The sequence below is a fragment of the Methanosarcina sp. UBA411 genome, assembly GCF_002495725.1.
Lineage (GTDB): Archaea > Halobacteriota > Methanosarcinia > Methanosarcinales > Methanosarcinaceae > Methanosarcina.
The window spans coordinates 108,124-134,854 of the sequence record NZ_DAGK01000024.1 but is presented as its reverse complement, the minus strand read 5'-3'; the positions used below and the strand labels follow the sequence as shown (position 1 = coordinate 134,854).

18 protein-coding genes are annotated in these 26,731 nt (G+C 38.6%); 8 read left to right on the top strand and 10 right to left on the bottom strand.

Translation table 11 applies throughout. The features are described from left to right. Nucleotides 1-348 precede the first annotated feature (348 nt). The 4 genes from BP861_RS09175 to BP861_RS09160 all read right to left on the bottom strand — a co-directional run bounded on the left by BP861_RS09175 (nucleotide 349) and on the right by BP861_RS09160 (nucleotide 3,701). Nucleotides 349-1,710 (bottom strand): PFL family protein, encoded by a 1,362-nt coding sequence (locus BP861_RS09175; RefSeq protein ID WP_292374609.1) that lies wholly within the window; start codon nucleotides 1,708-1,710, stop codon nucleotides 349-351. Between the two features lie 40 nt (nucleotides 1,711-1,750). Continuing rightward, a complete protein-coding gene (locus BP861_RS09170) occupies nucleotides 1,751-2,029 on the bottom strand; it encodes an ACT domain-containing protein (RefSeq protein ID WP_292374607.1) in 279 nt (92 codons plus the stop codon). 433 nt (nucleotides 2,030-2,462) lie between these two features. After that, nucleotides 2,463-2,972, bottom strand: a complete 510-nt coding sequence (locus BP861_RS09165) for a shikimate kinase (RefSeq protein WP_292374605.1) — start codon at nucleotides 2,970-2,972, stop codon at nucleotides 2,463-2,465. Between the two features lie 441 nt (nucleotides 2,973-3,413). Beyond that, on the bottom strand, nucleotides 3,414-3,701 hold the full coding sequence (locus BP861_RS09160) for a hypothetical protein (RefSeq protein ID WP_292374603.1): 288 nt from the start codon (nucleotides 3,699-3,701) through the stop codon (nucleotides 3,414-3,416). An 816-nt stretch (nucleotides 3,702-4,517) separates the two neighbouring features. On the opposite strand from BP861_RS09160, the gene BP861_RS09155 reads away from it, so the two are divergent. Beyond that, the gene (locus tag BP861_RS09155) at nucleotides 4,518-5,978 is read left to right on the top strand and encodes a protoporphyrinogen/coproporphyrinogen oxidase (protein ID WP_292374601.1); all 1,461 of its coding nucleotides are present in this window, start codon (nucleotides 4,518-4,520) and stop codon (nucleotides 5,976-5,978) included. 97 nt (nucleotides 5,979-6,075) lie between these two features. Here BP861_RS09155 and BP861_RS09150 read toward each other — a convergent pair whose 3' ends face one another. From BP861_RS09150 to BP861_RS09125, 6 genes are all read right to left on the bottom strand, one after another. Further along, on the bottom strand, nucleotides 6,076-6,609 hold the full coding sequence (locus BP861_RS09150; RefSeq protein WP_292374599.1) for a tRNA (cytidine(56)-2'-O)-methyltransferase: 534 nt from the start codon (nucleotides 6,607-6,609) through the stop codon (nucleotides 6,076-6,078). A 58-nt stretch (nucleotides 6,610-6,667) separates the two neighbouring features. After that, nucleotides 6,668-8,188, bottom strand: a complete 1,521-nt coding sequence (locus tag BP861_RS09145) for an AMP phosphorylase (protein ID WP_292374598.1) — start codon at nucleotides 8,186-8,188, stop codon at nucleotides 6,668-6,670. Nucleotides 8,189-8,740: 552 nt separating this feature from the next. Continuing rightward, a complete protein-coding gene (locus tag BP861_RS09140; protein WP_292374597.1) occupies nucleotides 8,741-8,968 on the bottom strand; it encodes a hypothetical protein in 228 nt (75 codons plus the stop codon). A 354-nt stretch (nucleotides 8,969-9,322) separates the two neighbouring features. Continuing rightward, the gene (locus BP861_RS09135) at nucleotides 9,323-9,544 is read right to left on the bottom strand and encodes a hypothetical protein (RefSeq protein WP_292374596.1); all 222 of its coding nucleotides are present in this window, start codon (nucleotides 9,542-9,544) and stop codon (nucleotides 9,323-9,325) included. An 805-nt stretch (nucleotides 9,545-10,349) separates the two neighbouring features. Then, the gene (locus BP861_RS09130; protein ID WP_292374595.1) at nucleotides 10,350-11,519 is read right to left on the bottom strand and encodes an ABC transporter permease; all 1,170 of its coding nucleotides are present in this window, start codon (nucleotides 11,517-11,519) and stop codon (nucleotides 10,350-10,352) included. Between the two features lie 145 nt (nucleotides 11,520-11,664). Continuing rightward, a complete protein-coding gene (locus tag BP861_RS09125) occupies nucleotides 11,665-12,909 on the bottom strand; it encodes a hypothetical protein (RefSeq protein ID WP_292374593.1) in 1,245 nt (414 codons plus the stop codon). 355 nt (nucleotides 12,910-13,264) lie between these two features. Here BP861_RS09125 and BP861_RS09120 point away from each other — a divergent pair, with 355 nt between their 5' ends. The 7 genes from BP861_RS09120 to BP861_RS09090 all read left to right on the top strand — a co-directional run bounded on the left by BP861_RS09120 (nucleotide 13,265) and on the right by BP861_RS09090 (nucleotide 26,679). Continuing rightward, nucleotides 13,265-14,722 carry a cobyric acid synthase gene (locus BP861_RS09120; protein ID WP_292374591.1) on the top strand — a complete coding sequence of 486 codons (1,458 nt, stop codon included), beginning with the start codon at nucleotides 13,265-13,267 and terminating at the stop codon, nucleotides 14,720-14,722. A gap of 764 nt (nucleotides 14,723-15,486) precedes the next feature. Next, entirely contained in the window at nucleotides 15,487-16,821 is a 1,335-nt protein-coding gene (aspS, locus tag BP861_RS09115) for an aspartate--tRNA(Asn) ligase (protein WP_292374590.1), read from the top strand. Nucleotides 16,822-16,970: 149 nt separating this feature from the next. Beyond that, nucleotides 16,971-17,669: a ribose 5-phosphate isomerase A gene (rpiA, locus tag BP861_RS09110; RefSeq protein WP_292374589.1), complete on the top strand. Its 699-nt coding sequence runs from the start codon at nucleotides 16,971-16,973 to the stop codon at nucleotides 17,667-17,669. 446 nt (nucleotides 17,670-18,115) lie between these two features. After that, nucleotides 18,116-19,759 (top strand): thermosome subunit alpha, encoded by a 1,644-nt coding sequence (thsA, locus tag BP861_RS09105; protein WP_292374587.1) that lies wholly within the window; start codon nucleotides 18,116-18,118, stop codon nucleotides 19,757-19,759. A gap of 910 nt (nucleotides 19,760-20,669) precedes the next feature. Then, nucleotides 20,670-23,810 carry an ATP-binding protein gene (locus tag BP861_RS09100; protein WP_292374585.1) on the top strand — a complete coding sequence of 1,047 codons (3,141 nt, stop codon included), beginning with the start codon at nucleotides 20,670-20,672 and terminating at the stop codon, nucleotides 23,808-23,810. Nucleotides 23,811-24,381: 571 nt separating this feature from the next. Beyond that, a complete protein-coding gene (locus BP861_RS09095) occupies nucleotides 24,382-25,578 on the top strand; it encodes a hypothetical protein (RefSeq protein WP_292374584.1) in 1,197 nt (398 codons plus the stop codon). Nucleotides 25,579-26,391: 813 nt separating this feature from the next. After that, on the top strand, nucleotides 26,392-26,679 hold the full coding sequence (locus BP861_RS09090) for a hypothetical protein (protein WP_292374583.1): 288 nt from the start codon (nucleotides 26,392-26,394) through the stop codon (nucleotides 26,677-26,679). Nucleotides 26,680-26,731: the final 52 nt, after the last annotated feature.

Below are 26,731 nucleotides of genomic sequence, written 5' to 3'. Positions count from 1 at the left end.
ATCCCCCAATACAGCCTCGCCGAAGATATTGTGTTCCCCCAAACACGTTTCTTCGAGGAGATAGATCAGCAGCCTTAGGAGGTTAATTTATTATTACCCCAGTTTGTTCCCTTACTCCAGAATATACGAGTAATATAAATTATTTTAAATTAATTATTCAAAAAATTGTATTTAAACAAAATTGTTTGACATAAAATTATAAATCTAGAAATTTTTCAAAAATTTTTACTCAATTGCAAAATTCACTAATTCCCATATTGAAAAGATAATGATTATGGGTCGACTCCCCCTGAAATACAAAAAATAAATTGCCGGATTTACCGGCTAGGTTCACCCATCCTGAAAATTTCAGTTCGTAAGTGACTGGATTGGAGCTGGAATTCTCCCTCCCCGTTTTACAAAAACTTCAGAACTAAAACCGCTTACTGGCATAATAGGAGCATTTCCAAGTAGGCCGCCGAATTCTACGGAATCTCCAACCCCTTTTCCAGGTGCTGGGATGATTCTGACTGCTGTCGTTTTTTTATTTATTACACCTATTGCCATTTCGTCAGCGATAATAGCTGATAGGGTGGAAGCAGGAGTATTACCAGGCACTGCAATCATATCAAGACCAACAGAACAGACGCTGGTCATAGCTTCAAGTTTTTCTAGGCTGAGGGCTCCGGCCCTGACGGCTTCGATCATGCCTGCGTCCTCACTGACAGGGATAAAAGCTCCACTAAGGCCACCTACCGAGGAAGAAGCCATAGCTCCACCTTTTTTTACGGCATCATTAAGAAGAGCAAGAGCTGCAGTCGTTCCGTGAGCCCCGCAGCGCTCAAGCCCCATTGCCTCCAGAATTGCAGCAACGCTGTCTCCTATTGCAGGCGTAGGAGCCAGAGAAAGGTCAAGAATACCGAATTCGACTCCAAGTCTCCGTGAAACTTCCCGACCTACCATTTCGCCCATACGGGTTATTTTAAAGGCCGTTTTTTTGATGGTTTCCGAAATTTCCGTAAGATTCGGGTTTTCAAGCTCGCAGATTGCAGCATTTACGACGCCCGGCCCGCTGACTCCAACATTGATAACGCACTCGGGTTCACCTATGCCATGAAAGGCTCCTGCCATAAAAGGATTGTCTTCAGGGGCATTTGCAAAGACAACAAGCTTGGCACAGCCTATACCATCTCTATCCGAAGTTAAATCCGCAGTCTTTTTTATGATACTACCCATCAGGCCAACCGCATCCATATTAATTCCGGTTTTTGTAGTGGCAACATTTACTGATGAGCAGACCTTTTCCGTACATGCAAGGGCTTCTGGAATGGAATTAATAAGCTTCAGATCCCCAACAGTTGCTCCTTTGTGGACAAGGGCACTGAAACCTCCTATAAAATCCACCTGTGAGTCTTTTGCAGCTTCATCCATCGTTTTTGCGATGGAAGCAAAATCATGAGACTTGCAGCTTTCAGCTGCAACAGCTATTGGAGTTACTGAGATTCGCTTATTGATTATTGGAATTCCATAAAGGCTCTGAATTTCATTAGTTACGTGCACAAGTTCTTTTGCACGGGTGGTTATCTTTTCATAAATATTCTCATTGAATACCTCAATATCAGGGTGACTGCAGTCCCTCAGGCTGATACCCATTGTCACAGTTCTAATGTCAAGATGTTCCATCCTGACCATCTGGATCGTTTCCAGAATTTCGTTCGGGTTTATATGCATGAAAAACTACCTCTCGTTTCAGACAGATTGATTTTCCAGTTCACACCCTGTGCATAAAGCGAAACGCATCTTCATGCTGTACCTTGACCTCGACTCCAAGGCTCTTTCCCTCAGCACTCATAGCCTCCTGAAAAGCCGAAAGGTCAAAGTTCTCCTGTGGAGCTTCTGCAAGCATAATCATAGTAAAGATACCCTGCATGATAGTCTGAGTGATATCGACAATATTTACATTGAAACTTGCCATCACAGTAGTGATCCTGGCAACGATTCCTACCCGGTCGCTGCCTATAACCGTAATGATGAAACGACTTGATGCCATTTTATATCTCCTGCCGCTAGGACCTTTTTCCTGCAGGCTGATGCTTAAACGTTATAAACTAAGAAATTTCTGCTCAGATTGAAGACCTGATAGCTAATAAAGTAAACTGCTGTTTTAAAGTAAGCCATTCTACAGGTTATTCACAAGATAAATCATTCCAGTGAACTGTTTTTAAGTAGGCCATCCTTAAAGTAAATTGCTCGCAAATTGGACTGTTCTTAAAAGAAACTGTTCTTAAGAGAATTGTTTTTTAAGAAAAATTTTCTTAAAGAGAATCATTCTTAAAAGAGAACCGTTCTTAAAGGAAAACATCCTTAAAATAGTCTATTCTAATAGAAAACTTAAGATAACACATAAATTGAAAAAGAAAGGACGAGAGAGCATAGTTAAAAAACAGATAAGTACCTTATATAAATATATTTAATTATAAATTTCAGGTATTTTCTTCAAAACAGAGTTCAATAATTTTTTCAGTGATTTTCTGGATGTTTTCTTTTCCTCTAAGTTTTATTGAAAAATCCGCATATTTATGATAAAGGACTATCCTTTCTTCAAAAAGCTCTTTCAGACTCCTATCTCTGAGTCCTACTATGCCTCTTTTCCTTGCATTGGGAAGCCTTCTGGAAATGCTTCTGAAATCAGTGTCCAGAAAGATTATTTTTGATATTTTTTTTAAATGCTCCATGGCTTTTTCGGAATAAACTACGCTTCCGCCAGGGGAAATAACACACTTGTCCACCTGCCCGAGACTGAGAATAGCTTCTTCTTCAAAGCTGATAAGAGCTGAATCTCCCTGTTTATCTATAAGGGTCTGAAGGGGCATTCCGGTGTTTTCCTTGATAAGGTGATCCACATCAATAAAAGTATAGCCAAGACGCTTTGCAAGTATTCTCCCGATAGTACTTTTTCCTGCTCCCGCCATGCCAATTAATGTTATGTTCATTGCCACACTCCTTAAACTCTGAAAACAACAGAAACCGATAATTGAAGCTTTCCGGCATAAGTATCATTAAGCCTTAAATCTTTTGGACAAAATACACTTTCTAGCTATATAAAACGTACAACGTTAATATTTATACAAAATGGATTACTAATAACAACTCAAGGCTTAAAATTAAATTAAAGATCATAAATTTTCCATTCGATTGATATTAATTATTTGATTGGAAATAAATGAATAGCGCATGGAAATTATCCGATGAAATCAAGAAAACTGTCTGATGAACAAAAATAAACAGCCTGTAGTACTCCAGTAAAGTGTAACTTGGGTGGAGCTTCTAGCAAAAATAAGTCCGGAAATAAAAAGTTTAAAAATAAAAGTAACTGGTTTAAGGAATTTATTTTATTAATAATTTATTCCTTAGAGATCTATTTCCTTAAAAATTTATTTTCTTGAAGAACTCTTCCTCAAATATTGGTTTTTTCTATTTGCGGGCTTAGCGTTGAGACCGAGAATTTGCCTTTCACTCTTTTTCGGAGAGTGAAAGAAAGAAAGTATATGCTCAGAAAGGACAATTCTGGTGCCTGATATATAGTGCTTCAAAAGTCCTTTGGCAGTTAGTTTATCTACCTGCTCGAGAGAAACAATTGCAAGATACATGAGAAGTCGAATGGAAAACACAAGATGAAGCACAAGCATCTTGACCCAGGGACTGTCCGAACTGATTGCCATCCCGCAGATCCAGCTGCAAAGCTTGAGAGAACATGGAATAAGCCTTTTTTTATAATAATTCAAAAAAAGTAGGAGAAGTATTATAAAAGATATACTTCCAGCTATGAGATATATTTCATGTAACGAATCCATAAGGATCATAAATCCTTACTTTCTGTTACTATTTTAATTTATGTACATTTATCCGTTTTTCGGAGCATGTAAGAAAATTACGAAGTTGTAACGGAGTTTACAGCGTTATTAAGGAGTGGACTTGATTCAGCTAATAGTACAAAAGGAAATAAAAATAGCCATATAGAGTACAAAAGGAAATAAAAATAGCCATATAGAGTACAAAAGGAAATAAAAATAGCCATATAGGATGCTCGGAAAAGCAAAAAGCTACCAGAAAAAAGTTTCCGCTTCTGTATTTCTCTGCCAAGCTTTAACACAGTTTTCCGGGAATCACTATGTTTTCACATCTATTATTCCCTTCTGGAGGAACGGAAGACGGAAAAAATAGTGCTGCTTTAACAGGAGGAATAGACCTGTCTGTAGACACTCCATTCGAGGTAAAACTTGTATTTAATACTTTTCTCATAAATAGTAATAACAAATATAAATAATACGTGATGTTCTCAGAGATTTATTTTGATTCTCCCTGTGCCCCTGGACAAACTTTTGTTAATTACAGAGTATCCACAAAGTTAAAATTAAAAAGAGAAATTCTAAAATTATAAGCAAGTTTTGAGTAGTGACAATTAAAATAGTTACATTGGCTAGAAACTTGCCTAACGGGAAAAAATATAGGTCATAAACATATAGGTCGTTTTGGAAATGAAAAAATATGATGTAGTTGTTGTCGGGGCAGGAATAAGCGGGCTTTTAGCGGCTCTAACGCTTTCCAAACATGGAAAAAAAGTCCTTGTTCTTGAGAAAAGGCAGCATATTGGAGGAAATTGCAATAGCTACATGATAGACGGCTATCAAGTAGACACAGGGGTGCATGCGATTACTCATCTGGTGGAAGGACCTCTCAAGATGCTGATGGACAATTATTTTGATTATTTACCTGTATTTGAAGACTATGGGTATTACTATATTCGAACTGAAAACACTTTCGTTAAAGTTCCTTCTAACCTCAAAGATTTCGTTACTTTTGACGTGCTTCCTAGAAAAGACAGAGTTTTGCTTTCCCAGACCCTTACAAAAGCTTTTACTCTCTCCTCATTCGGAATAGATCTTTCGAATAGATCGGTATACGATTTTATACCAAAGAGTCTTTCTGAAGATACATACGACTTCGTGGACACAATGTGTAGGTCTCTTTCTGGAAAAACTATGAAAGAGACTTCAGCTCAACGTGTCCTGTATGGCAGTAGTTTTGTAAGGGATAGCGTTACTCAAGAGCAGTTTGATGCCGTGATAGGAAAGCTTGAGCCTAAAAAACGTCAGTCTGCAGAATCTATTCTTGCCTCAATCCTTCCGTATCATCTCCATGCTTCACTTCAGGCCAGAATGACAAAAATTACGCAGCCTTTTACATCTCTGGAAAGACTTGCTACAAATGAGGTAAATGATTCTCAGGGTTATCCCAGAAAAGGATTAAAGGCTTTGCTTAATGCTATCCTCTACTCGCTTCCGGAAACAGTTGAGATCAAAAAAGAATGTGAAGTAAGCTCTATTTTAGTACAGGACGGGAAGATATTAGGTGTAGAAGCTGATGAGATCTATAGCTCAGATATTGTTATCTACACGGGATTTGCAACAGAGCTTCCCAAGCTTATAAAGGATCTTCCTTCAGAGTATATAGCAGACCTAAAAGATATTGTCCATAACAAAAGCCTGACTATCTGGCTTGGAATGGAAAAAAAGATCCCAGAATTTAATTACACAGGCTCAGAGATTTGGTTTAAAGATCTTGCTTACTGGGCATCTCCTATAAGCAATTACGATCAATCACTTGCTCCTAAAGACAAACAGCTTATAGGCTTTACTTTCATTATCAACGAGAATAATAGTGAAATGCATGAACTTAAAAAAGCCTACGACACCGTTTTCCTCGCTATTCCAAATACCGAGAAACATATTGATATGCAGCATGAGCAGATAACAATTCCCGAAAAAGCTACAGTCTCAATAGATGGAAAGTTTGTAGATATCAGAACTCCGATTCAGAATCTCTATATAGCTGGTACAGATACTGATAAACGAAGCATGGGAATCACCCGGGCTTCGTATTCGATCATTGAGCTCTTAAAAATTCTAAACGAAGATGGAAATCTGCATGAAACATAAAAAGGTGGAAATCTGAAAATTAAAAACCAGAGCCAAAAGCAAAGATCCTGAAAAATAGAGGACACAGGCTGTGAAGAAAAGTTAAAAGGGAATATACTTAATCCCTGATGTTTTCTATAACCTGTTTACCCCTTTCTGCTGGCACAATTGTTAATTCAGCATTGGGAAACTCTCTGTAAAGTGGTTCGCCATCTGCAATCCTATCCAGAGTGATTGCAACCGCTGCAACTTCGGAATGGGGCTGGCTTCCAACTGCAACATTCCAGTCCGCAAGCTGGTAAATTTCGGGAGGTACCTTCTCTGCTCCTACGACAATCATAAGCCTGTCACAACTTTTAAGTTCTCCAGTAATGCTGGGCAGATTTACTCCATACATCGAAAGATGACAGACTTTTCCGCCGTCAGCTTTCCATTCCTTGATTTCCTGTTTAAAATTGACGTTATTCTTGATATAGAATTCTCCACCCCAACGCTTTACAACATCTTCAAGAGTTTTTACTATTCCGGGGTCATTCGAGGCAAGGAGCATACCTTCTGCACCAAGTAACCGTGCAGTTAATCCCACGTGGGTGGTAATTCTTTTATCCCTTTCCGGGCGGTGCCCCAGGCGCAGCAAAACAATCCTTTTCATGCTCGTGCTAAAATCCTACAAGGTATTAAAGGATTTCACTGAAAAAAGTTAGAGAAGATTACTGGAACCCGTAAGTTCCAGGAATTCTCCTCAAAAGCATGCCTTCAACAATTATCGGGTTTGTTCTCTGAGCTGTTGTCAATGCGTTTTCGAGCTTGAACTCTTTCTCAGCATAAATTGTAAGGATAGGGTCTCCCTTCTTAACGGACTCACCCATTTTCTTGTGAATAGCGACTCCGGCTCCTTTATCGTTAGGAGCTCCAGCAAGTCTGGCAATTTCAATTATCCACTTATTGTCAAATTCGATAACATATCCATCTGCAGAAGCAAAAATATCGGCAGTGTATTGTCCTACCTGGATATCATTTGATGTAATATTCGGGTCTCCACCCTGGGCTTCAATAATCTGTTTCATCTTTTCAAGGGCTTTTCCGCTCCTTAGCGTTTCCAATGCAATTTCTTTTCCGCGGTCTCTTGGAGCCGCACCTCCCATCTCAAGCAGGATACCTGCAAGTGCTGCACTCTTTTCAATGAGGCTGTTTGGGCCTTCCATGCTCTCCATCACTTTCAGGGCTTCCCTGACTTCAAGAGAGGGCCCTACTTTTCTTCCAATCGGAGAAGAACCGTAGGTAATTGCACACTCTACATTCATTCCAAGCCTGTGCCCAAGGTTAATCAGGTCTCTTGCAAGTTTTTGCCCTTCCTGAACGGTTGGGACTTTTGTGCTTGGCCCGACGGGGATATCCATTACCACATTGTCGGCTCCTATAGCTCCCTTTTTTGCCATAATTGAGGCGAGCATCTGGTAGTAAGGATCAATGGAAAGAGGATATTCAATTTTTATGAGTTTATCATCGGCAGGTGCAATATTAGTGGCTCCACCCCATACAAGAGCACCCCCTACTTTTTCAGTTATCTCTTTGACTTCCTGGGAACTGAACTCTACAGGACAGAGCACTTCCATAAGGTCTGCGGTTCCGCCTGCTCCTGTGATTGCCCTTGAACTTGTCTTTGGGATGAGAAGTCCGTTTGCAGCAACAATAGGGACAACCAGCAGAGATATCTTGTTTCCGGGTACCCCTCCTATCGAGTGTTTGTCCATTATAGGATGGGTATCAAATTCGATAGTATCTCCACTCTCAATCATGGCCTTTGTAAGCCATTCGACCTCATCGTCGGTCATTCCGTGAATATAAGAAGATGTTATAAAGGCCGAAAGTTCAATATCACTAAGATTTTCTTCCACAATATCGTTTACAAGCACTTTAATTTCATCCTGTGCAACAGGTCTTTTATCCATCATTTTCTTGATCACAGATGTAGATTTTGAACGGAATGTCGGAAAGACTTCGACCGGCTTTTCCCAATCCTGGAAGTGCTCATAAACTTCGGAAAAGACTCCCAGCGTACCTGGAGGAACCATATCATCCGTTGTATCCACGATAGCAGAAATGCTCTCATGCCCTCGGATACGGACCCTATCCCCTGGATTAACCCCCAGTTCTTTTGCATCCACAATATTTAGTAACACTTTATGCTGCCCTATTTTTATGTTGAAATGTTCCAGATTCAACTGCATTAGTAAACTCCTTCCATTTTGTTCTAAGTATAATTGTAAATTGTCACTATAACTTATTTACCCAGATTTTACTTTCTGTTTGTCTACCTGGGAAGCTAACAGTCCAGCCTGAAAGCTCTAGTAAATTGATAGTAAATGTGCATAACAATTAATAAAATGTGCATAATATATGTGAATCTTAAAGTTAAACTGAGGTAATATATTAACCTTCATATTATTTTAATTAATTCCGTAAAAACATTCAGAAATTAAGGATAAATATATAAAAAATTTTTTGTTAAAGGAAAGTTAGTAGTTTTGCCTTTAATCGATTCCACAATTACCTGTAGAGTATCTTCAGGAAAAACCTAAAAATTTTAAAGAATTGTTATAAAAAGCTTAAATCAAGCCTGAATGAAGAATAAAATAGATATTATGGGAATAATTTAACCTGGAATATTATTCTTTTATCTCCAGTATAACTATTGTTCTCATTAATTGTTATTTAATATTATTCAGCCAACATCTGGTCTTAATTATTTTATATTTATTCAAACTTGTCAATTTATCTGCTCATTTGCCATAATTATGTCTGGATATGGAAACAAGACCTTTGGCAATCCCCAGTGCTATAATTCCTATCAGTGCTGCCGTTAAGAGAACCATAAACAGGTTTTCCTCATCAGCAAATTTGAACATGAAGTAAAACAAAATAATATCTAATATTGCTCCAATGCCCACCAAAGCTATTGCCGGGCCCCCTAAAGCTTTTCCAGTATCCCTGCCCATTTTCTGATCCATCCTGAAATAATTATTATCAAATTAAGATTTAAGGCTTATAGATTCCAAATTCAACAATTAAACTAATTGATTTTTAGCAAAAACGAACTCTTTTCGTAGATTCTTTTCTTAACAGGAACCGAATGCGAGAACTCATGAATAAAGTAAACCTGTAGCTAAGCGTAATGGTTCCTGAGCTTTATCAGAGAATTGGGGTAATTGCATATAAACTTTAGGAAAGTATAATCCTTTAAGTCTGAACAGGCATTCTTCATTAAATATTTATAATTCTTCATTAAGTGTATTTATATAATGAGCAGTTACATATATTTTTTAAAAGTTATCTTAAGAACGTAAACTCTTTAAAATTCAATGTCAGAGAAATTCAAGGCATAGAGATACGTAATACTCTCTTGCGATCCTCTTGAGCCAATCAGGCACAACGCAATATCTGTCAACTATAAGCTCATTCAGATAGTATAGAGACTCCTCGGTTTTACAGTCACATAGCCGCCTTATAGCCGTTCTCCTTCCCCATGCTGATCTTTCATCATCCAGTGCTTCAAGGTAAAGCTGGTATTCTCTACTGTTATCCATTACATTATAAATATCTATGAATCAATATAAATATTTGCATTGGGATTCAGGAATTAAAATATGTTACAGATATATCACTAGAATGTCTTTTCCTGCAGCTTATTTCAAAAACTAGCGATAATAAATAAGTTAAAAAAGAACGATAAATTAAAAGACAACCAATAAATTATCAAATAAGAAATATATTGTAAAAATTTTCCTCAATAAATGTGAATTATTGGAGAATTCGGTATATAAAAAAGATCATAGAGATCTTATGCTGAAGATACAAAAAGATTACACGAATTTTATGCATAATAGAAAAATAAGAAAATAGAATTCTCATACAGTGATCAGTTGATGAGAATTCATGCACAAGGTTTTTGTTCGCTCTTGTTCGCTATGCTTTAGTATGTAAACATAAGCTAAAAACGATATATAATTAACGGGAATTAAATTTTAAACTCGAAGAGATATTAGTTAACATTGAAATGTTTAATGAGAGCTATTATTTTAACCGCGTTACCAATTTTTATTACTTATATAGGTAATTTAAAAGGAATGTGTATATACAAAAAAATGATAGATAAAAATATATTTCTGTACGGTACAAGAATCTTTAAAATTGCTTCTTATTTTACTAGGCCAGACTGTGAAATTAACTACTTTAAATAATTTGAAATATTTTCCAGTACCGTTTGAGTATATCCGCTAATAATTATGTGAATGACGAATATGTCCTTTGATTATAATTATAAGTGTCACTAATTATAGCTTAGTTTTACAGATAAGTATACTTTTTAATGTATAAATGTATCAAATCTATTCATTTTGAGCTTATAGCTTTTACAGGATCAAGTTTTGCTGCCTGCTGGGCAGGATAAATCCCGGCAAGAAGGTTCAGCAGAAAAACTGCAATAATAATGAACAGAATATCTCCGATCCGGATTATAATAGGAATAGTTGTAAGGCCACCGTAAAGTTCTGAGGAAGCAGTCGGTATTTCATACTGGCCTATTGCCAGAGATATTACAACCCCTGTAAGAGTACCAGCAAGAGCACCCAGCAGACCGAGGATGCCACTTTGAAGAATAAATATTGTTCGAATACTTGAAACTGTAGCACCCATAGTTCGGAGCATACCTATCTGGCTTGTTGCACCGATAACCGAGAGATTCAGAGTGCTGACCACGCCGAAAGAAGCAATTATGATAATAAGGCTAAGAACAACATTATTCGAAGTACTTTCAATAGCAATCGTCCTAAGAATTTCAGGATTTGTTTCGGTCCAGCCTCTTGCTTCATAGCCTGTTTTTTCAATCTCGGCAGCTACTTCCCTATCCTTATTAAAATCCTTAAGCCTGACAGAAAGCCCATTTATCACATCAGGAACATCGTAGAATTCCTGGGCGGCATTCAGGGAAGTATAAGTAAGGGATTCATCTAAAGGAGAACCAGTATGAAAGATTCCGACAACCCTCAGGGAAAGAGGATTTGCATTGGGAAAAGAAACATCAACGGAATCACCCAGATTAACTTCAAGCTTATCTGCCAGCTTCGAGCCAATTACCACGGTGTTTTTGGAATATTCAAGCTCCCTGAAATCTCCTTCTACCATATCGGCTTCAATATCGCTGATATTATTTTCCTGTAAAGGAAGAATGCCTTTCAGCTCGGCATTAAAGGAATTTGTCTTAAACATGAAAGAAGCTTTTCCAGTAAGAAAAGGAGAAACTGCCGAAACGCCCTCTATTTTATCAATATCGTCAATAAGGGTCCTATAAAGGTAAATGTAGTCTTCACCTTCCTGTGGTGATACCGAGACGTGAGGAAATTTATTTACTGTAGTGTTATAGAGCTCGCCCGTAAAACCAACCATGACCGCCTGAGAAACGGTAAGAACCATCACGGCAAGAGCTATAGCTCCAACCGAAAGAATTGTCTGGAATTTCCTTGCTCGGATTTGCCTGAGAGAAATAAAGAGTTCATAACGCATGGCTCACAGCTCTGTATGAGATTTTCCTGCACTTTTAACTTGAAATTTTTCTTTGCATTTTAGATTTCGTTGAGCTCTATTCGCTTTTATCTCTCAATCATTCTTTGAAGATCGCGTTTCACTGAGCTTCATTATTCTTTGAGCTTTATCTTTGAGATTTCCTCAAAAAAATCGACACTGCAATAAGCCCTGTAATTCCTGAAACTAAAGGAAAGCCAGGGGCGCCATTATCTCCTTTCTCGTCCTGAGTTACTATCTCATTATCGGTATCATTTACTGAGCTCACTTTTGAAGCTGGAGAAAGGTTGGATTCGATTACAGTTTCTCTGTGCTCAATAACGTCACCGTCGTTTCCCACAAGCTCGATCTCAAGCCTGTAAACTCCTTTCGATAATCTTTGGCTCCAGGCAACTTCGACAGTCTCGTCGTCATTATTCAAAAGCACTGGAACTCTTGCTCGAGTAGATTCCACTAATCCGGAATTCTCATTTCCTGAAGTTCCGGACAGTTCATATACAGAGAAAATAAGTTCTCCTTCAAATGGTACCTGGGAACGCCCAATAACTGTTGCACTCGCTCCTGTCTCATCTTCATAGATGTCGGTAATCTCGACATCATCCCTGGCAGTAAACCGCTCGCTTGAGCTTATAAACTCCCTTTCAGGAGAATATACATGAATTTTGACCCGTCCGACATAGTCCTTATTATTCTCAATAAGCGTACCCCAAGACGCGGAAAAAACATCAGGCGCACTGGTAAGCGATAATTTTTCAGTTTTTGTTGTGTAAACTACATCCGAGCCGTTTACAAGCATGTATTCGATATCAAAAATTGAGGCTTCTTTTGGAGATAGTGCAACACTGATTCCCTGGGAATTAGGAACCAGGTCATTGACCTGAAGCCTTGATACAGAATTGCTGCCATAAGCAAAGTTATATTTCGCCTCTGAGAACACCTGCTCCTCTTTAACAAGTCTTGCCTTTAGCCTATAAGCTCCACGTTCAGAATCGCTGACATTCCAGAATCCAACCTTCGTAACTCCTACATTTGCAGGAAGACTACCTACTAAAAACACCTGACTGTCAAGTGTCTTCTCACGAGTTCCTTCGGAACTTACAAGAAACACCTCAAGACTCAGGTTTTCTTCTGGCTGTGTCGAGTAAAGAGTCACGTCAAAAGACTCAAGGTCACTGTAAAGTTCGGCTATGCGAGCCGTATTCGCTTCTCCTACGGGAGAGCCATCTGCTGCAAGTGCTGGAGTCACTGAAATGATAAGTAAAAGAAATAAGAAAAGCACGGCTTTCATTGTCTTTTTTCCCCGGTCGATTATCAAAAAGATTGTTTTAATATTATTTAAAAGAAGGGTAGCTGGAGAAGGGCAGTTTTTCATGTTCAGTCCTGTTCAGTTAAGAAGATAAAATCTTTCAAAAAGAAATGGAATAAAACACTCCAAGCAGAGGCATAATTAGAAAATAAGCTTGAAATAAGAAATGATGCTCACAATAAGAAAACAAATCTTGATAAGAGAAAATGCCTGAAATCCGATCAGCTTTTTAAAGTAGATAAACAAAACCTGCAATGAATCCGAAAGTATTTATTCTTTAGTTAAAGTATAAAGAGGATAATATTAACAATAAACAAGTTTACTTGATTTACATCCTTCGGAGAAAAAATAAAAACTAATTTATACGAATTATAAAAGTAAGTTTTTTAAAATAAGTGTTCGAGCAGAAGGTGTGGTAAAAATGGAAAAGAAAAGCGTCTTGATCCTGGGAACTGCCTCCCATGTTGGGAAAAGTTCAGTCGTGACTGCCATATGCAGAATCCTGTCAAGGGAATACAGGGTTGCCCCCTTCAAGGCTCAGAACATGAGCCTAAATTCCTGGATCACAAAGGATGGAAAGGAAATCGGAATTGCCCAGGCAATCCAGGCAAAAGCTGCAGGCACCGAGCCCACTACCGATATGAATCCTGTCCTTCTAAAACCCAAAGGAGACTGCGTTTCTCAGATTATCCTGCTGGGAGAACCTTATGCTGACAGGAGTGCAGGTCAGTACTATGATTCCATTGAAGAAATGAATCAAGTCCTTGAAGGAGCTCTCGAAAGACTTTGCAAGAAACATGATATTGTTGTTATGGAAGGGGCAGGGGGAGCTGCCGAAATTAACCTGTACGAAAGAGATATCGTAAATATCGGCACTGCAAGACTTACACAAGCACCCATAATCCTTGTCGGGGACATAGAAAGAGGAGGCGTTTTTGCAAGCCTCTACGGTACAGTTGCACTTCTTCCCGAGGATGTTCGGAAAAACGTCAAAGGGTTCATAATCAATAAATTCAGAGGCGACCTGGAGATTCTGAAACCAGGTCTGAAGCAGCTTGAAGAAATGACCGGCATTCCGGTTCTTGGAGTCCTTCCTTATTTCAAGCTTAATATTCCTTCTGAGGATTCGGTTTCACTTGAAGATAAAGAAGGCGAAAGAAACGGAAAAGAAATTGAGATCGCAGTTATCCGCCTTCCAAGGATCTCGAACTTTACGGACTTTGAGCCCCTGGAAAGATCTGCTAAAATCCGCTATGTGGAGCTTGACGAAGACTTAGGAACTCCGGATGCGATCATGATCCCAGGAACAAAGAATACGGTTAACGACCTGCTCGACCTTAAGGCAAGTGGTATGGCCGAGAAAATCCAGGCCTTTAAGGGAAAAATCCCGATTTTCGGAATCTGCGGAGGCTACCAGATGCTCGGCAGGACAATTTATGATTCAGGAGTTGAAAACGGAGTCGAAGCCGAATTCGAAGGGCTGGGCCTTCTGGATATAGGAACAAAGTTCGGAGAATATAAAAAGAGAACAATCCAGGTCACAAAAAAAGTGAATGCTTACGGCCCGATACTAGCTCCAATAGACGGACAGGAAATAAAAGGATACGAAATCCATATGGGCATAACCGATTCTTACCGCAACATCTTTGGAGATGACGGAGCAATCGATGATGCTGGCTTGGTAATTGGCACTTATCTGCATGGGCTCTTTGACAATAAAAATATAAGAGATGCCCTTATGCGATACCTCTATGAGAAAAAAGGACTTGAGTACAGCCCTGAAAACATCATGACCGAAAACGATGCCTACGAAGAACTTGCAGATGTAGTTAAGCAGAACCTTGACATGGAAAAAGTCTATGAAATTATAGGGATCTGAAAATAAGTATTTGAAAATGCAGGCATCAGAACCTTCAGGTGCTGCAAAGTAGAACACCTGATAAAACTTATTTTTTGAAACGGTATTGTGCGTAAAAAGTATTGAGTATAAAAAAGGTATTGAGTGGTTTTTAGGGGAACATTGGGAATAGTCGGAACTAAAAACCTGTATTATTGGGGGTAAATTGCAGTACTTGAGGAGGGTATAACCGAACTCCAAAGACCACTCAATGATAAATGACTTATTGCTAATTATTTATGTATTGTGAATTTGTTCTATTATATTTTCGAATTTTAAGACTTATGTTAAACTTTCCCAACTTCTAAGCAGGAAAGTATGCCTGCATCCAGCTTATTTTCTTTATTTCCATTGCTTTCTGACCGGCGACAGTTCTGGCCTTAACCCACTACAATCTCTGTAGCGACTAGATACACCGGAAACGCGAATAGATTTAACTTCACAAACTTATCCTCTTAGCCGTGTGAAAAGCAGTGCAGTTTGCCTAGAAAATATCTCTCTTCAGTGAATCGAAAAGTGATTTTACCTCCCACAAATCAGCCCTTTTGGCTCAGCTTAGTATCTTTATTATAGTTCAGCCCTCTTGAGCGAACGAAGTGAGCGAAAAGGTCTCCGTCCTCCCGAGACGGAACTCGGGAGACGGAACTCGGGCAACAAATAAATTAATAATGAGTTATGACTATTCACCTACGTTTCAGCTTCATTCTTACATTTTTTATTTAATTTACTCCAATCTAGGTGAATTTATGTCATTAGCAAAACTCAGAACACATTATACAGCCGATGTCAAACCCGAAAACGTTGACAACGGTCAGAAAATTACCCTGGCAGGATGGGTCCATGAGGTAAGAGACCTCGGAGGGATCTGTTTTGTAGTGCTTAGAGACCGGGAAGGAAAGGCTCAGGTTACCCTTGTAAAGAAGAAAATTGATAAAGACCTGTTTGATGCTGCAAGAAGACTTGTCCGCGAGTCAGTAATTACAGTAACCGGCTCCGTTAAATTCGAAGAGAAAGCTCCGAACGGATACGAATTGCTTCCTGAAGAGATCACTGTCCTGAATGTTGCAGATTCTCCGTTACCAATGGACACTACAGGCAAGGTGGAAGCTGAACTGGATACCAGGCTGGATTCACGCTTTATCGATCTCAGACGGGCAGAAACAACTGCGATTTTCAAGATTAGACACCAGGCTCTCCAGGCTATCAGGGAATTTTTTGTAGAAAACAGATTTATCGAAACCGCAACTCCCAAGGTTGTGGCAACTGCAACCGAGGGTGGCACTGCACTTTTCCCGATCACTTACTTTGACAGGGAAGCTTTTTTGAACCAGAGCCCTCAGCTCTTCAAGCAAATCCTTATGAGCGGCGGGTTTGACAGGGTTTTTGAGATTGGTCCAATTTTCAGAGCTGAAGAACACGATACCCGCAGGCACCTGAACGAAGCTACTTCTATCGATGTCGAGGTCAGCTTTGCAGACCACTTTGATGTAATGGAGATTCTTGAAAACCTTGTGGCTTATGTCTACGCCCAGGTTATTGAGAAGTGCAAGTCTGCCCTTGAAACACTCGGGATTGAGCTCAAAGTCCCGAAAACTCCTTTCCTTAAGCTCACCTATGACGAAGTAATCGAGATCATAAATGCTCGCTCGGAAGAGAAAATGCACTGGGGAGATGATCTTGGCACGCTCGGAGAACATATTGTGGGCAATTACGTCTACGAGACTACAGGAGAATCCCACTATTTCCTTATTGATTGGCCAACTGAGATTAAACCGTTCTATGCCATGCCGTATGAGGACAGGCCGGAGTACAGCAAATCCTTTGACATGATGCACCGCACAATGGAACTCTCCTCAGGAGCTCAGCGTATCCACATTCCTGACCTGCTTAAGAGCCGAATAGAATCACAGGGCCTGAACCCTGACGGTTTTGAGTTCTACCTCAAGGCTTTTGAATACGGCATGCCTCCACACGCAGGCTGGGGCATGGGCTGTGAACGTTTTATCATGACCATGCTTGGGACCGAAAATATCAGGGATACAGTACTCTTCCCAAGGGACAGGAGAAGACTTTCTCCCTGAAATCCCTTATTTTTGGAGTTTAAACTTCTATAGCTTAAACACTTCTTGTTTAAATTTTCAGTTTGTCTTCAGTTTAAGCATTTCCAGCTTAATCTCCAGTTTAAGAATTTCATAACTTTTTCAGGATTCGAATCGGAAGGGAAAATAAAATGACAGAACGAAATATATCTACCGATTCCCCGGAAAAACGTGCAGCTGGCATTGCTGCATCCCGGATGGTAGAATCGGGAATGGTTGTGGGGCTTGGAACGGGCTCAACAGTTGCATATACAATAAAAGAACTTGGCAGGCGGGTAAGAGAAGAGGGGCTCGATATCCTGGGTGTTGTTACTTCATACCAGTCTGAAATGCTTGCCATAGAAGCCGGTGTCCCTCTAGCTAACCTTGCTCAGCATCCTGAACTGGATATTGCCATTGACGGAGCGGACCAGATCGACTCGAAACTGTATGCGATCAAAGGCGGGGGAGCTGCCCATACCCGGGAAAAGATAGTATCGGCATCTGCAAGACATTTTCTAGTCGTGGCTGACGAATCAAAAACGAGCACCCAGCTTGATAAGGTTGTTCCGATTGAGGTTCTGCCTTTTGCAAAAACCCTTGTGATTAAAAAAATTAAAGAGCTGGGAGGAAAGCCCGAGCTAAGGTTAGCTCTGAGAAAAGACGGGCCTGTGATAACCGACAATGGAAACTTTGTACTTGATGCTAATTTCGGCGTGATAAACGATCCTGAAGGTTTGGCTCTTCGACTATCTTCAATTCCGGGAGTTGTTGAACATGGAATCTTTTCCAATGTGGACGAGCTCTATATCGGGAAAAAAGACGGATCAGTGGAGATTATCAAAAAGTGAAAGTAATCAGGAAATATAAATTATAGTCAGGAAGTAACAGTGGCCAGAAGCGAAATTGATCAGAAATTAAAAGGTCAAAGTTGTTATGGATAAAAATAAAAGCCGTAGCGGCCAATTTTTCACTATCCATAAGAACAAACTTTGAGGGAAAAAGTAGTGGACAGTAACAGGCAATGCACTTTCTAAGGCAATACACTTTCTAAAATTATTCCTTAGCCTTACGAGGAAATCTAGTTTCACCTTCAAGAATCGGAAGGTACCCGGTATATTTTTATAGAAGTATTATCAGTTATTTTCTGATCAATACTGCTTCAGATAAGGCAACTGATAAAATTATATTTTCAGGCTGATCTCGGGCTAAAGGTGACTGTAAGCCAGGGCGACTTCAAATTATCAAGTAAAAAACTTCGATACATATACTTCATTTTAAGGAGGTTTTGGTTCAGATGGAAAAAGGTGGCCAGCCAATCATAATAATAGATCCTAGAAAAGAGCAGACAAAGGGAAGAGAAGCACTCAGCATGAATATTGCGGCTGCAAAGGCAGTGGCCAGCATAGTCAAGAATACGCTCGGACCGAGAGGAATGGACAAGATGCTTGTCAACCCTATCGGAGACATTACGATCACAAACGACGGTGCAACCATTTTACACGATATGTCCATCGAGCACCCGGCAGCCAAGATGGTGGCAGAAGTTGCAGAATCACTTGAAAGCTCGGCCGGCGACGGGACTACAAGTGCTGTCGTATTTACAGGCAGTCTGCTAGAAAAGGCAGAAAACCTTATTGAGAGTGGAGTCCACCCGACAATTATTGTTAATGGATACAGGCTTGCAGCCGAGAAGGCTGTTGAGATTTTAGAGAATCTGGCAGTCCCAACCGGTGAAGACGAAAAGGAGATGCTTGTAGAAGTTGCCAAAACCTCTATTACGGGCAAGGCTTCCGAAAAATACAACCGTTTGATTGCAGAACTTTGCGTGGATGCTGTGCTCGCGATTCGCGAAAGGGGAATAGTCGACCTTAAAGATGTTATTATTTCAAAAGACGTCGGCGGCAAGATCGAAGATACCGAGTTTGTTGAAGGCATTGTAATAGACAAGGTTGCTCTGGACAAGGAATTCCCTCTTAGAATCGAAAATCCAGCAATTGCTCTGATTGATGCCCCTATGGAGACAGGCAAGACTGCAAATAAAGCGAAACTTCAGATAAGCGCATATGGCGATCTTGAAAATTTTGTAAAGCAGGAAGAGGCAGCCCTATTCGAAATGGCAGACTATATTATCAGGGCAGGTGCAAATGCAGTTTTCTGCTCAAAGGGCATGGATGACAAGATCGCAGCCTACCTGCAAAACCGGGGAATTTATGCTACCCGCAGGGTTAAGAACGATGACATGCAGCACCTTGTAGATGCCACAGGCGGAAGACCTATCCGCAATATCAAAGAACTGACCCAAAAAGAACTCGGACATGCCGGACTCCTCGAACAGGATCGGGATGGCGACCAGGGCAAAACCTACCTCAGAGACTGTAAGGGTGCAAAATCCGTGTCAATTGTCATTAGAGGCGGTACCGAACACGTGGTTGACAACCTTGAACGCGCAATTGACGACGCTCTCAGAGTAGTAAAATGCGCAGTAGAAGACGGCAGGATTGTTGCAGGTGGCGGTGCTTCTGAAATTGAAGTCGCACTCGGGCTTCGTGCATATGCTCCCAGCGTAGGCGGGCGTGAACAGATGGCAATCAGAGCTTTTGCAGATGCCCTTGAAGAAATCCCAAGGACAATTGCCAGAAACGCAGGCCTGGACACTATCAACACAATAGTGAATCTCAGGGCAAAGCACGCCGAAAACAAAAATGCAGGCCTGAACATCAATACCGGCGCCGCTGAAGACATGCTCGAAAAAGGCATAGTTGATCCTCTCAGGGTTAAGATCAACTCCGTCAAAGCCGGTTCCGAAGCTGCAGTGATGGTACTCCGGGTGGATGATATGCTCCGCGCCCAGCGCACTGAAATGCAGAATGTCAAGCCCGAACATATGGCAAGTACCTACGACGGCATGGCGGCTCCTGCACTTAGTATGCGCAGGTAAAGCCAAATTAATAGGGATATCTTGAAAACAAGAGCTGTAGGTTCTATTCTATAGCCTATTTTTTAAAATCTGTTCAGAGATTTTAAAGTTCTATTTTTAATTTATCCCTAGGTTTAATTCTTAAGTTCTAAATCTTAGTTTCCTGATAAATTGGCAATGTATTATTTTTGTGTAAATTACAGATCTTGAGGATTTATTCTGTAGAAGTTTTCAAAAAACCTACTTAATATATGACCTCGGAAGCTATGGAAACGGGTAAGAATACGTCATAACAAAATTAAAAAATGCGTACAGATCTAATGCTGGAAGGTAGGAAATATCCGAATCTAAGATCTCCAGACCGAATAATGAGCTACTATTTATTCAAACCAGAGTCCAAGATATCCCTTCAAAATTGTAGGTAAATTTATTTCTTGAAAATAGCAATTTTCTATTTATGTAAAAATAAATTAAGTTTCAGAAAAATTGAGCTACATAAAAAGCAGCTACCCGTATCGAAAGTATTATGGAACGATTGAGCTGGATAATGGGAAATTATCGTTTTTGATTCTTAGGGTAGAAGGGTAGAGCAATCCCTCCTTACTTATCCAATGAAGATATGCTCTGAGTATTAAGTTTTGTAATTCTATATTGAAATATCTGTCTCAGTGTACTCTTTTTGATCTAGAGCCGTTTAATTTTCTCCTTCCAATTTCGTCTTTGATTTCCATTCTGCAGTCGAATGAAAAATAATCACAATCGGTACTTCAATTCTTTTTCCAAGTGTTCTTTTCAACGTTATCCTATCCTTTGTTAATATTCCAAATTAGAAAAATATAAAAATGTATATCAATAGTTATGTCAATTTCTCGAATATAATCATAAAATAAGTATGATAGAACTATTTCATCGGACAAGAGGGTCCTCGCTTATGGAACATGTTGAAGAAGTGACCGAGATACAAGACCGAGTTTCTGAAATCATGCAAAATGGGTTGGAAATTGCAGATCTATTTATAAACAAAAACTACTTAATCGACATAGATAAGTGCAAACCTATACCATTGGCAAATTCTCAATGCTCTTTTTCATATATCTCTATGTTTGAAGTTAGCAAGATTGTATATGATGCTAATGAGAACATTAATGATAAACTTGTGAGTGTCTATAGTGCACTATCAAACTTTGGAAGTTCAGCTTTACTTGTTATTTTTAGCGATAAAGACGGTGTAAACTTTTACATTGGAGCAAGAGATATCAATCAACCAAATATTGCAAAAGAGATATTGGGGAAAAGCTTGAGAGGAAATTTTCCAGGTATTGAAATAAAAGAGCAATCGTCTCCACAAATTGAAAGATTATTAGAATCTCATATACCCAATGTATATTCCAATATGGCTGTATCTGCTGTTTCAATTGTTCCAAGCACAAGAGACAATGATAAAGATAAATTTGTACAAGGAATGGAGAAATTTATTGATTCTATGTCAGGTGTGAAATATACTGCAGTATTAATCTCTTCACCTTTAAGTAAGGCTGATTTGGAGAATAAGAAACGAGGATATGAAGAGCTCTATTCCACACTTTCACAATTCTCACAGGCGAATCTGACATACAGTGAAAATAAAAGTGAAGCTGTAGCCATTGGTATAAGTAATAGCTTTTCAAAATCGATAAATGAGGGCATTAGTGACACAACCGGGACAAACACTGGTACTTCCAGTGGAACAAGTAAATCTCGGAACCGTGGTCGAAACTATTCTCTTTTTGTGATGGGATTGAACTCTGGAACAAGTTATGGAACAAATACTGGAAGCTTTAGCGGATCTTCTACTGTTCATACCGAAACCCGTTCTGAATCTGAATCTACTAGTAACACAAAATCAGATACAACAACGACTACGGAAGGAACTTCTAATAGCATAGCTATCACTAAACAAAACAAGACTGTACAGGTGTTATTAAAGAAAATAGATGAGCAACTAGATAGAATTAAAAGTTGCGAAGCATATGGATTATGGGATAGTGCATGTTATTTTATTTCGGAAGATCCCGAAACAACTGTTGTCGCAGCTAATACTTATAAAGCACTGGTTGCCGGAGAAAAAACAAGCGTCGAAAACTCTTTCATAAATCTGTGGGGTAACGAATATGAGAATTCAGATACGAATTTGATGATCATGGATTATCTCCGATATGGTCTGCATCCCATGTTTAAATATCTTCCTCAAAATAGTGGAGAGGGAACCTACACAGAACAGACAATCACTCCAGCGAGTATGATTAGTGGGGTTGAGGTGCCTATTTTTATGGGAATTCCGCGTAAATCTGTAGCTGGTGTCACATCCATCATTTCCGTTGCATTTGGTAGAAATGTGTTTGCAAAGGAGCAAAAAGAGAACTACCGGAATGTGGACATTGGGGCCATCTACCATATGGGAGAGGTATTCGAGAACAATAGAGTACGATTGGATTTAGAGAGCTTAACAGCACATTGTTTTATAACTGGATCAACTGGTTCGGGTAAATCAAATACAACTTATAAACTTATTGAAGAACTAATCTCACAAAAAAATAACGTCAAATTTTTAGTTATTGAGCCAGCAAAAGGAGAATACAAGTTAGCTTTTGGCGGAATGCCGGATATTAACATATTTACAACGAATCCAAAATATTATGACATGCTACGCATAAATCCTTTTGAATTTAATGAAGAAATTCATGTATTGGAGCATTTGGATAGACTTATAGAAATATTCAGTGCATGTTGGCCATTATATGCAGCTATGCCAGCACTTTTGAAAGCATCATTTGAGAATGCATATATTCTTCATGGCTGGGACTTAAATCACTCTATATATATTAATCAAGGGAACGGAAAATTCCCAACATTCAAAGATGTCGTTGAAATTTTACCGGAGTTACTCGAAGCATCTAAGTTTTCTGCGGAAACAAAGGGTGATTATATTGGATCTCTTGTTACCCGTGTTGAATCATTAACAAACGGTTTGGTCGGGCAGATTTTTACGGGAAATGCAATTGATGATGATGTGCTATTTAACCAAAATACAATTGTTGACTTGAGCCGTATCGGGTCTGTTGAAACCAAGGCATTGTTAATGGGTGTGTTGATATTAAAGTTAAGTGAATTCAGACAATCAACGTCAATCGGCACAAACTTGCCGCTTAAGCATGTAACTATATTGGAAGAAGCGCATAACCTTTTGAAAAAGACTTCTACAGATCAGAATCAAGAATCTGCAAATGTTCAGGGCAAATCTGTTGAAATGATAAGTAATTCTATTGCTGAGATGAGAACATTCGGTGAAGGCTTTATCATTGTCGACCAGTCACCAACAGCCGTAGATATATCAGCGATAAAAAATACAAACACAAAAATAATTATGAGGCTACCTGAAAAGAGTGATTGCGAGGTAGCCGGCTGTTCGATCGGCCTTAATGATAAGCAGATTATGGAATTGAGTAAACTGGATAAAGGCGTTGCTGCGATATATCAAAACAACTGGTTGGAAGCCGTCTTAACAAAAACAGACAAGAGTAGTGATCTATATGAAATATCAACAACTCCGATTCAGGATAGAAAGAACAGGACAACTCTAATAGGAGACTTACTTACTGAACTCATAACCCAGGATGCAGATGACAATTTTAATATGTCCTGGTTCAACACAATTATTAATTCTTCAAAGGTTTCCAAGTTTGCCAAAACCGACATAAGAAATCTTTTTTTAGAATATCAAAAAAAATATGGGACCGAACAGCAGCCGTTTGCATTCTCTGAGCTTATTTTTAAACTTATGAATTGCAACGATGTGTTTAGAATATTTGAGGACAGATTGCCAGAGGAGGTTTTGGAAGAATCGGATATTGATGACTCTGTTGTTAGTACCTGTAGAATATGGAGTGATTGCATCTATAATAACTTAGATCTCTACGCGGATTTTTATGATGAACAGACGAAAGATCAAACTTTCATAAATCTTTTACTTTACAAGATACAAAGTGAACCGGATGATTATCGGTACAAGCTTGTACTGTATTGTATTGGTTGAGGAACTTAGGAGCAAATCACGTTGGAGCTTAATTATGGAAAGCTAAAGTTCATTATAGTGGTGAAAAAAGAAATCAAACTGCAGATAGTCATCTTATCAAAAGTGGAAACATGCTTTGGTTTCTCACTCTGCTTTGCAGAGATACTAAGTAACTTTTCATTTGTCATCGGTTAACGAATTTTATGCACAACTTTGAATACTATGCATAGCGATTTTCCGGTATAATTCATAGATATTTGCATAAAAGATAATAATTTCTTTGCACTTTGTATCATAACCGAATCCAAATGAGTAACTTTTTGATAAGTTTCCCTTAACCTCTAAGTAATCGAAAGTAGAATTTCGGTTTTTTTATTTGATTTTCAGTCATCGTACATAGAGTGACAATTTAGATAAATTCAAATCAAGAAGAAATGGGTCTCACTTTGCTTCCAACGAGAAGACCAGTGCACTTGAGGTCTTCAAAATTTTTACAATAATAAATTGATGTTAACTTTTAAACAAAATAAGTATTTAAATTTATAGGGATTGCAGAAACTGTAATTATACTCTATTTTATAGGAGGGGAAGTATGTCTGAGATCAAAAATACTGAAAAGGTTAGTGTCAATGACAAACCTAGTGAATTTAATAAGAAAAGTGTTGAAACAAAAAAAGTTAATGGAAAATTAGATGCTCGTTCTAAAGACTTCGTGCAAAATAACGAAAAAAAAGGATTTAAACATGGAGTATCGGGCGATGATTCAAAGAAAGGAGTTACTCCAGAACGCCAACTTGAAAATAAAGAACAGTATTTAAAACGGGAATCAGGAAAACAACTTGGAAATAAATCGGAAAAACAAGAAGCTAAGAGAGAAGAAGCTAAGGAAGGAAAAGCTGAGAAAACTGAAAGGAACACAGATAGTCCTGAAATGAAAGAAGAAAAAAAGAAGAATGAACTAAAGAAAAAAGAACATGGTATTCAACCTAATACAAGCAATCTAAAACAAAATGGTTTAGAGCAGAAGTATCAAGACAAATATGAAGGTAAGAATGAAAATAATAAAGGTGACCAACATCCGTGTCGCAATTCACGAAAACAAGAACATAAAGAAAAATATAAAAAATGGCTAGAGGATCAACTTGCAAATATCAAAGCTGAAGCAGATAAAGGTAATAACCGCGCAAAAAAAATACTGCCTTCTTGGGAAGAGCGTGTCAAGAAGGGAGAAACCGGACCGCCACTAAAACCCAACTCACACAAATTTTCAATGAGTAGTAAGATGAGGGAACGCCGGAAAAAGGCCGAAGCTAGCTTGGCAAACAAGAAGTTTGAGAACATTCGAAAACTAGCGGCACAAGGTGATAAAAGGGCAATAAAAATATTGCCTGACTGGGAGAAAAGTGTTAAGAAAGGGAAGTTTGGGCCTGCCGCTAGAGGAGATACTGCTTATGGTGGAACTGAAGATTGGAGAATTGCCACGAGAAAGAGTATACTCAAAGAGGCTATGTCTGACAAGTCAAAACTTCCAAAGCACGTCAGGGGCTGGTATAAGCAAGAGGAGAATAGGATAATCAATAAACTTAAAGAAAGGGCACAAAATGGAGAAACATTTGCACAGAATATTTTAGGAAAAGATAAAGAGCTAGATGATTATGTAGTAGAGCGAATGCGCGAGCCGCCTGGATATGATCTTGGTCACCAGCTGGGAGATAAGCTTGGAGATAAACCGGGCAGACTGGAGTATTCTAGAGATAACCAAAACAGGGGAAGAAGATTCAGATTATGAGCCTATCCCGAAACTCAAAATTTGATTTTTGAATCTCTTATTTGGGACAGTCAATCGAATATCTGATCATGAAAAACAGTCCTGAAACTCTTACTGATTTGGAATAAAATAGGTTTTGGGATGGGCTCTATAATAAAAAGATATTTCAAATTGGAGTTTCTCTATGATCGAGGAAATTGGATCATTTCAAAAATTTAATGGTTAAATGATTAAGGCAAAAGTTTTAGATTGATCAAAATTGTAAAGGTAATTATATTTTTCTTTAATTTTTGCATCTTGCCTGTGCATCTTTTGAGTAGGCGGGAAAAACACAAGTGTTGTTTTTAATTATGTGACTTTCTCACCGTTTTATTAGTATGATTTAATTTTAAATTTTCAAGATAAGAATTATTTTTTCATTAAAGTCTAATATGAGAGATTAATAATTTTGGTCATATTTAAACCTAAAAACTACACGCAATTATAGAGCATCATTTCAAAATCGCCATCATCAAAAATTATCAAAAATTAAATATCTCTCCTGCCGAAGATAAGTTAGTAGCTTCTTCTACAGAATAATAATTCATAAATTATGAAGACTTTTTAGTACTTTCGTTTATTTACAGTCATTATTCAAAGAATCTCTGTTCTTATACTAAGAATATAGAAAGTATTATATATTAGGACTTAATCATAGGTTATGAGGGCATATAAACATTTGTGAAAAGATATAAAAATAAATATTATATTAAAATCGTTGTAGATCACAATTAAGCTAACTATTTATTTGATTTTCTGGCTGGTTTGATAAATTGCTAACCTGGAGTGATTAAAATGGGTGATCTGTCCGATATGTTAACGTTCCTTAAACTGTGTATTTATGGTATATTAATTTACATAGCGTTTTACATATTGTTATTTGCTTTATCAGCAATATTAGTTGCTATATCAGCGGCAGTAGGGGGCGGTGTCCTTTGGGGTGGCGGAACTGCTCTTGTCAACTATGGTAAATCATTCAAAGAAAATATGTATAGAAGTAATCGTGCAGTTTCTGTTTGCTGTATAATTACTTTCATATCGCTGTCTGTCTGGATTTATAATTATATTTATAATGTGTATTAAAGACTTGCCATAATATAATCTACACATATTTTCAGCTATACTTCTTGAATTT